The organism is Nocardiopsis baichengensis YIM 90130 (assembly GCF_000341205.1).
Lineage (GTDB): Bacteria > Actinomycetota > Actinomycetes > Streptosporangiales > Streptosporangiaceae > Nocardiopsis_A > Nocardiopsis_A halophila.
In genome coordinates, this window is record NZ_ANAS01000027.1 from 71,059 (window position 1) to 79,088 (window position 8,030).

Genomic DNA, 8,030 nt, shown 5'->3' on the forward strand with positions numbered 1-8,030 from the left:
CTTGCTCCTTCTGATCCGTTGACGTGGAACGCGCGGCGCCCTCAGGGCGCCGCGCTCTGCGGCACGGGGCCGCCTCACCGCCGGCGTCCGCCCGGGGGCGCGGTGCCCCGAGGCGGAGCGGAGGCGCCGGTACCGACACCGGCGCCTCCGTCCCGCCCGGCGCACCACAGCTCCCGCTCGATCAGGCCGTCGAGCCAGTCCACCTCGCGCTGGACGGTCTCGGCCCGGTGCCGGTGCAGTTCGTATGTGTAGGGGTCGCCCCGCTCCGAGAGGCCCTCCATGCGGTCGTGCAGCCCCTGCAGCCGCTCCAGCATCCGGTCCCGGCGCCCGCCGAGGATGCGGAGCCGGACGTCGGAGCCGATGCGGCCGAAGAGCGAGAAGCGCACGCCGAAGCAGTCGTCGTCGTTGTCGGCCGGGGCGCTCTGGGAGAGCAGGCGCTCCAGCGCGCCCCGGCCCGGCCCCGTGAGGCGGTAGACGATGCGCGAGCGCTTGCCCCCGGCGTCCCGCCGCGGCTCGGCGGCCTCCACCAGACCGTCCTCCAGCAGGTGCCTCAGGCAGGGGTAGAGCGACCCGTAGGAGAAGGCCCGGAAGGCGCCCAGCTCCCGGTTGAGGCGCTTGCGCAGCTCGTAGCCGTGCATGGGGGCCTCGGAGAGGTGGCCGAGGACGGCGAGTTCCAGGACTCGCGCTCTGCGCGTGCTCACCGCCGCACCTCCTTCGGCCGATCCTCGTCGTCGACTACCCGCACGGCCGCTCCGCCGCGCATTGACGTCAGCTTCGGAGGCGGCCGTTCTGTTCCCGACGCCCCCCGCCGGGCGTGGAACGTGAACATACACGTGCTTTATGCGCGTATGACTATATCCAGTCGATATAGGTCTCCGGGTGCACGGTGAGCGGTACGGGGTGTACCCGTGCACGTCACGTAGTATTTCCGGGACCGTTTCTCTACCTGAACGAGATGTCGGCCCGAGAGGCGTCCCCCGCCGACAGTGACCGCCGCGCGGCCGAGGCAGGCCCCTCCTCCTGGCTCCCGCAGGCGAGTGAGGATGCTTGTGAACAAGGGACGTCAGGAGGCGCGGACCGCGGCCGAGGGGGAGGCGCTCCCCACATGGCGGCGCGTCCTGCACTGGGTGCTCATGGGGGTCTCCGCCCTCGTCGTCGCGGGGGCCGCGGCGTTCACCGTCGCCTACGCGCTCACGCCGGGGCCCTCGAACCTGCAGCCCCAGGGGGACGCGGCCGTCTCGGCCTCGCAGATCCACTACGCCGACGGCTCCAAGGCCACGACCACCGGCAGCGTCAACCGCACCAAGGTCACCCGGGACCAGATCCCCGACACCGTCGTCAACGGTGTCCTGGGCGCCGAGCAGCGCAACTTCTACAAGACGCCGGGCGTATCGATCTCCGGGACCACCAGGGCCGTGCTCAGCGGCGGCGAGGCCGGCGGCGGGTCCACCATCACCCAGCAGATGGCCCGCAACTACTACGACGGCCTGTCCCAGGAGCGCACCTACACCCGCAAGATCAAGGAGATCTTCATCTCCTTGAAGGTCGCGCAGCGGATGAGCCCGGACGAGATCATCACCCAGTACCTGAACACGGTCTACTTCGGCCGCAACGCCTACGGGGTGCAGGCCGCCGCCCAGGCCTACTTCGACAAGGACGTCGGCGAACTGGACCAGGCCGAAGGCGCCTACATCGGCGCGCTCATCCAGCGTCCGAGCGACTTCACCGACCCCGAGCCCGGCTCCGAGGCCGAGCAGGACCTCCGCGCGCGCTGGCAGTACGCGGTCGACGGCGCCGCAGAGGCTCACGAGGTCGACCCCGACCACGGCATCACCCGGGAGGAGGCCGACTCCCTGGAGTTCCCCGAGACCGTCCCCTGGGAGCCGGGCGCCGGGTACTCCGACCCGTCCGAGGGCTACATCCGCGACGCGGTGGTCCGGGAGCTCGCCGACCGCTACGACCTGACCGACCAGCAGATCGCCACCGGCGGCTACACGGTGCAGACCTCCCTGGACAAGGACCTGATGGAGGCCGCGGCCTCGGCCTTCGACGACACCCTGGGAGAGGTCCCCGAGGGCACTGTCGAGGGGCTGGCCGCGGTGGAGCCCGAGAGCGGCGAGATCAGGGCCTTCCACGGCGGGAGCGACCCGGTCAACGACACCGACAACTCCCTGGGGCAGCGGGCCCAGGCGGGGTCGGCGTTCAAGCCCTACGCGCTGGCGGCCGGCCTGGAGGACGGCAAGAGCCTCAACAGCGTCTACGACGGCAGCTCGCCGCAGTCCTTCCCCGGGCTCACAGCGCCGGTGCGCAACGACTCCGGGCGCAGTTTCGGCCCGGTCAGCCTGCTGGAGGCCACGGAGAACTCGGTCAACACCGCCTACGTCGGGCTGACCGTCGACATCGGCCCGGAGAAGGTGCGCGACGCCGCCGAGGCGGCCGGCATCCCCGACAAGCAGTTCGAGACCGCCGGGCTGGGGCCCAACATCGCGCTGGGGACCTACCAGGTGACCGCCCTCGACCAGGCCTCCGGGTTCTCCACCTTCGCCAACGGCGGCGTGCACATGCCCCGCCACATGGTCACCGGCGTCGAGGGCGACGACGGCGAACTCCGCTCCGAGGACGCCGCGCTGCTCCAGGAGGGCACGCGCGCCTTCGGCGAGGGCGTGGCCGCCGATGCCACCTACGCCATGCAGCAGGTGGTGGACGGCGGCACCGGCTCGTCGGCGGCGCTGGCCGACGGCCGCCCTGCGGCCGGCAAGACCGGGACCACCGACAATGCGACCGCCGCGTGGTTCGTGGGGTACACCCCGCAGCTGTCGGTGGCGGTCGGGCTGAGCCGGGCCGACGGGCAGCCCCTCCAGCTGCCCGGCGCCGGGGCGGTCTACGGCGGCACCACCTCCGCCCTCATCTGGAAGGACTTCATGGAGACGGCGATGGAGGGCGAGCCGGTGCGGCGGTTCCCCGAGCCGGTCTGGGGCGGCGGGGGCGACCAGGAGGCGCCGGTGCGGCCGCAGGACCCGCAGACGGCCGAGGAGGAGGCGCCCGCCCGGGAACCGGAGGAGACCCCCGACGAGACGCCCACCGACGAGCCCACGTCCGACGGCGGCACCGGAGGCGGCGACGACGGCGACGGCGGCCAGGAGACGCCCGGCCCGGACGGCGGGGGCGACGGGGGCGACGGCCAGGACGGCGGTGACGGCGGTCAGGACGGCGGGACCGGCGGGGAGGACGGCGGCGGCACCGGAGGCGGCGACGGCGGCTCGGGCGGCACCGGCGGCGGGGGCGGTGACGGCGGCGGGGGCGGTGACGGCGGCGCAGGGGCCGGACCCCCCGCCCTCGACCCCGGAGCGTGACGACCGCCGGACGGCGGTGTTGTGTGGATCACTTTCGCAAAGCGCGGGCAAAGCCCGCGCTTTGCTCTTTCTTTGCCCTTGAGTACCCTGCGCAGACGCCGTTCATGGGCCCCATCTGGCGCGGGACCCTCCCCGGCCCCTCCGGCACGGAGTACGCTGCGTGCCGAACCCCCGTGTTGTCCGGACCGTGACCCGCTCAGGGGCGTCGAGGGGTAACCTCGCGGCCTGGGTTGTGCTATATGGCACCGTGCCTCTAGCGTGGCGCCTGCTTTACCCGGGGCGGCGCGGACGTGCACCGGACGCGCGCCGGACCGGCGCCGAGCGCACAGCGCCACCGCGGCCGCCGTGCGCCGCGGGCCGAGTCCGTTCCCAGGAGGTCCAGCGACAGGAGGAAGCCGAGGACCACGTATTCCGGTCGGCCGGAAAACCCCGTCCGTCGGCGGCGCGTCCCCTACACGGACGACGCCCCCGGGCGCGCCCGACCGGGACCGTATCCCCCATGGGGCGCCGAGCGCCCCGCTCCCCATCCGAGTCGTCAGGCCGTACGGCCGTAGATCAGCAATCGAGGACGCGTGAGTACCGAAAGACGACGTAACGCCGGCGGCGGCCGTCGGCGGGCCTCGGGCCCGTCGGACGACGCGCCGCGCGGAGGCGGCGGCAGGCGCCGGGCCGGCGGTCCGGCCGCGGACGAACGCGCCGTCGGGCGCCGCCGGGACGACGGCGGCGACAGCGGCTTCTGGGACGACGAGCGGCCGCGGCGCCGCTCCGAGGGCGCGCGCTCGGAGGGATCGGAGGGCCCGCGCTCCGGCGGACGGAGGCGCCCGCCTCAGGGGCGCGAGCGCGACCGCGACCACGGCGCCCGCTCCGGCGGGGCGCGCCGGTCCGGGGGAGGCGGAGGCGGCGGACGCCGCCGCCCGCCCGCGCGGGGGGAGAACGACGACCGGGGGCCGTTCCGCCGCTTCTGGTCCAAGGCGTGGAAGCCGTTGCTGATCACCGGCGGCCTGCTGGTGATCGGCGGGGTCGTTGCGTTCTTCGTGGCCTATGCGCTCACCCCAGGCCCGGACGACATGAAGGCTCAGTCGGAAGCCACACAGCAGGCCACGGTCATCTCCTACGCCGACGGGGAGGAGATCGTCACCAGCGGTGAGATCAACCGACAGCCGGTGGAGTACGAGGAGATCCCCGACACCGTCATCAACGGCGTCCTCGGGACCGAGCAGCGCACCTTCCCCAGCGACGGCGGCATCTCGATCAGCGGCACCATGCGCGCCGTGCTGTCGATGGGCAAGGCCGGCGGCGGGTCGACCATCACCCAGCAGATGGCCCGCAACTACTACGACACGCTCACGCGGGACCAGACGATCAGCCGCAAGGCCAAGGAGATCATGATCTCCATCAAGGCGGCCAACAACCTGAGCGACGAGCAGATCATCGAGCAGTACCTCAACACCATCTATCTCGGCCGCGGCGCCTACGGGGTGCAGGCCGCGTCGCAGGCCTACTTCGGCAAGGACGTCGGCGAGCTCGACCAGGCCGAGGGCGCCTTCATCGGGGCGATCATCCAGCAGCCGGGGAACTTCGAGAACTACGAGGCCGACCCCGACATCGAGGAGATCCTCAAGGAGCGCTGGAAGGACGACTCGGTCGGCGGCATGGTCAAGATGCACGAGGAGTTCCCCGACTACGGGATCACCCAGGCCGAGGCCGACAAGCTCGAGTTCCCCGAGACGGTCCCCTACACGCTGGGCGAAGACCTGACGGAAGGCCACAAGGGATACGTCCGCGACGCCGTCATCAGCGAGCTCAAGGAACGCTACGACCTGAGCGACCAGCAGATCGTGTCCCAGGGCCTCCGGGTGACCACCTCGCTCGACCCCAAGCTGATGAACAAGGCCGACAAGGTCTTCGGCGAGGTCCTGCCCGAGGGGATGCCGGAGGACACCAACTACGGCCTGACCTCCATCGACCCGGCCACCGGGGAGATCAGGGCCTTCCGGGGCGGAGCGGACTTCACTCAGGACGCCAACAACTCCCTCAACGAGCGCGCCCAGGCCGGTTCGGCCTTCAAGCCCTACGTGCTCGCCACCGGTCTCGGCCAGGGCATCAGCCTGGAGAGCGAGTTCGACGGCTCCTCCCCGCAGACGTTCGAGGGGGTCGAAGGAGAGATCCAGAACGACAGCAACCGGGACTGGGGCGTCGTCGACCTCACCGAGTCCACCAAGCACTCGGTCAACACATCCTTCGTCCAGCTGGCCATCGAGGTGACCCCGTCAGCGGTCGTGGAGACCGCCAAGGCGGCGGGCATCGCCGAGAAGCAGTTCGAGACCGCCGAGATGGGCCCGAACATCGCCCTGGGCACCTACCAGGTCAGCGCCCTCGACCAGGCCACCGGCTACGCCACCTTCGCCAACGGCGGCGTGCACATCCCGGCCCACATGGTCACCAAGGTGGAGATGCCCGACCCCGAGAGCGGTGACTACCAGGAGGTCCAGCCCAACGACGCCGACCAGCTGGAGAAGGGCGAGCGCGCCTTCAGCCAGGACGTGGCCGACGACGCCACCTACGCCATGCAGCAGGTCGTCTCGCCCGACGGCGGCGGCAAGAACGCCATGCTTGACGACCAGCGCCCCGTGGCCGGCAAGACCGGTACCTCCAACAACGCCAAGTCGGCCTGGTTCGCCGGGTACACCCCGCAGCTGGCGACGGCGGTCGGACTGTTCCGGGACAGCGGCGAGCAGATCGTGATCCCGGGCGAGGCGGACGTCTACGGCGGTACGACCTCGGCTAAGGTCTGGAAGGAATTCATGGACACCGCGATGGAGGGGGAGCCGGTGAAGCAGTTCCCCGGCCCCGCCAAGATCGGATCCAAGCAGGACTTCCTCCCGACCGACCCCTCACCGTCGAACGAGCCGTCGCAGCGTCCGACCCAGGAGCCGTCCAACACGCCGGAGCCCCCGGAGCCCTCGGATACGCCCACCACGTCGCCCCCGAGCACCCCGCCGGACGACTGCAACCCCTGGTGGGACGAGAACTGTGACGACGGCGGCGACGGCGGGGACGGCGGCGACCCCGGCGGCACCACCGATCCGGGCGACCCCGGAGGGGAGAACCCCGGCGGTCCCGGGGGCGGCGACGACGATGAGACCGGCGGCGGAGGCATCTTCGGCCGACGGGAGTAGCCGCTCCCCGCTGCGGCGGGACCGATGCGAACAGGAGTGATGTGACCTCCACGTCCGGAGGCGCCGGACACCCGAGTGCCGGCGGCGGTCAGGCGACCGCCGCCGGCACTCGGCGTATTCCGGCCGAAGAGGGAGAGCGAGGGGCGGCGTCCGCCCCCTGGGGAGCGCTCGCGGCGCTCGGCGCCCTGGGGGCGCTCCTCGGCTACCTGGCCAAGTACCCGTGCCGGTTCGGGGGCGCGTGGCTGGAGGGCGGCCAGTACGCCGCCGGCTGCTACAGCGACGTCTTCCCCCTCTACTACCGGGACAAGCTCGACCAGGGCCTCGTCCCCTACATCGACCTCCCCGTCGAGTACCCCGTGCTCACGGGCGGGTTCATGCACCTCGCCGCGCGCTCGGTGTCCTGGCTGCCCGACCCCTTGAGCCGCGCGACGGCCTACTTCGACCTCACCGCGCTGGTGATGGGCATCTGCCTGACGGCCACCGTGCTGGCCACGGGGTGGCTCGCGGGGCGCGGGGGAGTGCACCCTCCGGAAGGGGCCGTCTTCGACCGCCGCAGGGCGCTGCTCGCCGGGGGCGTCACCGCGCTCCTGCCGGCCGGGGTGCTCACGGCCTACATCAACTGGGACCACCTGGCCGTCGCCCTGTTCACCGTCGGTCTGGCGCTGTACGCGCGCGGGGGCCGGTGGCAGTGGGGCGGCGGGGCGCTCATCGGCCTGGCCGTGGCCGCCAAGTTCTACCCGTTCCTGGTCTTCGGACCGATCCTCGTCCTGGTCCTGCGCCGCCTCCTGGGGCGCGGGGGGCTCGCCGCCGGCGACCTGCTGCGCCCCTTGGGCGGGGCGCTGGCCGCCTGGGCGGTCGTCAACGTCCCGGTCGCGCTGGCCGCCCCCGAGGGGTGGGCGACCTTCTTCACCTTCAGCCAGGAGCGCGGCACCGACTGGGGGTCGGTCTACTACGTCCTGGGCGGCTTCGGCCTCTTCGACAGCGGCGACCACGACCTGGTGAACTCGGCGGGGACCTACGGCCTCGCGGCCGCCTGCGCCCTGATCGCCGTCCTCGGGATCGCCGTCCGGCGGCCCCCGCGCCTGGAGCAGCTGGTCCTGCTCACGGTCGCCGCCTTCCTCATCACCAACAAGGTGTGGTCGCCCCAGTTCGTCCTCTGGCTCATCCCTCTGGCTGTGCTCGCCTGGCCGAGGAACCTGGGCACCTGGCCGCCGGTGGCGGCCTTCGGCCTGTGGCAGCTGGCGGAGGTCGGCTACTTCTTCGGGATCTGGCAGCACCTGCTCAACGCGACGGCCGCCGCCGAGGGAACGGTGGCGGGCCTGGGCTTCGAGGGGTACGCGGTGCTGTCCCTGGGCCGGCTGGGCACCCTGGCCCTGCTGTGCGCGCTGACCGTCGCCGACTGCCTGGTGGCGGGGCGCCGGGCGGCCCCCGACGGTACCGACGGCACTGAGGGCACCGGCGGCACCGGCGGCACCGGCGGCACCGGCGGCACCGGCGG

The 8,030-nt window shown here is 72.5% G+C and carries 4 protein-coding genes; 3 read left to right on the forward strand and 1 reads right to left on the reverse strand.

What is annotated here, in order from left to right:
• Positions 1 to 74: 74 nt before the first annotated feature.
• Positions 75 to 701 (reverse strand): PadR family transcriptional regulator, encoded by a 627-nt coding sequence (locus tag C892_RS0121085; RefSeq protein WP_017558810.1) that lies wholly within the window; start codon positions 699 to 701, stop codon positions 75 to 77.
• A 348-nt stretch (positions 702 to 1,049) separates the two neighbouring features.
• Between C892_RS0121085 and C892_RS29345 the strand changes: the two genes are divergently transcribed.
• The 3 genes from C892_RS29345 to C892_RS29350 all read left to right on the forward strand — a co-directional run.
• The gene (locus C892_RS29345) at positions 1,050 to 3,353 is read left to right on the forward strand and encodes a transglycosylase domain-containing protein (protein ID WP_017558811.1); all 2,304 of its coding nucleotides are present in this window, start codon (positions 1,050 to 1,052) and stop codon (positions 3,351 to 3,353) included.
• A 572-nt stretch (positions 3,354 to 3,925) separates the two neighbouring features.
• On the forward strand, positions 3,926 to 6,532 hold the full coding sequence (locus C892_RS0121095) for a transglycosylase domain-containing protein (RefSeq protein ID WP_017558812.1): 2,607 nt from the start codon (positions 3,926 to 3,928) through the stop codon (positions 6,530 to 6,532).
• Between the two features lie 41 nt (positions 6,533 to 6,573).
• Positions 6,574 to 8,030: glycosyltransferase family 87 protein (locus C892_RS29350; RefSeq protein WP_017558813.1), on the forward strand; the 1,457-nt coding region annotated here is incomplete at its 3' end.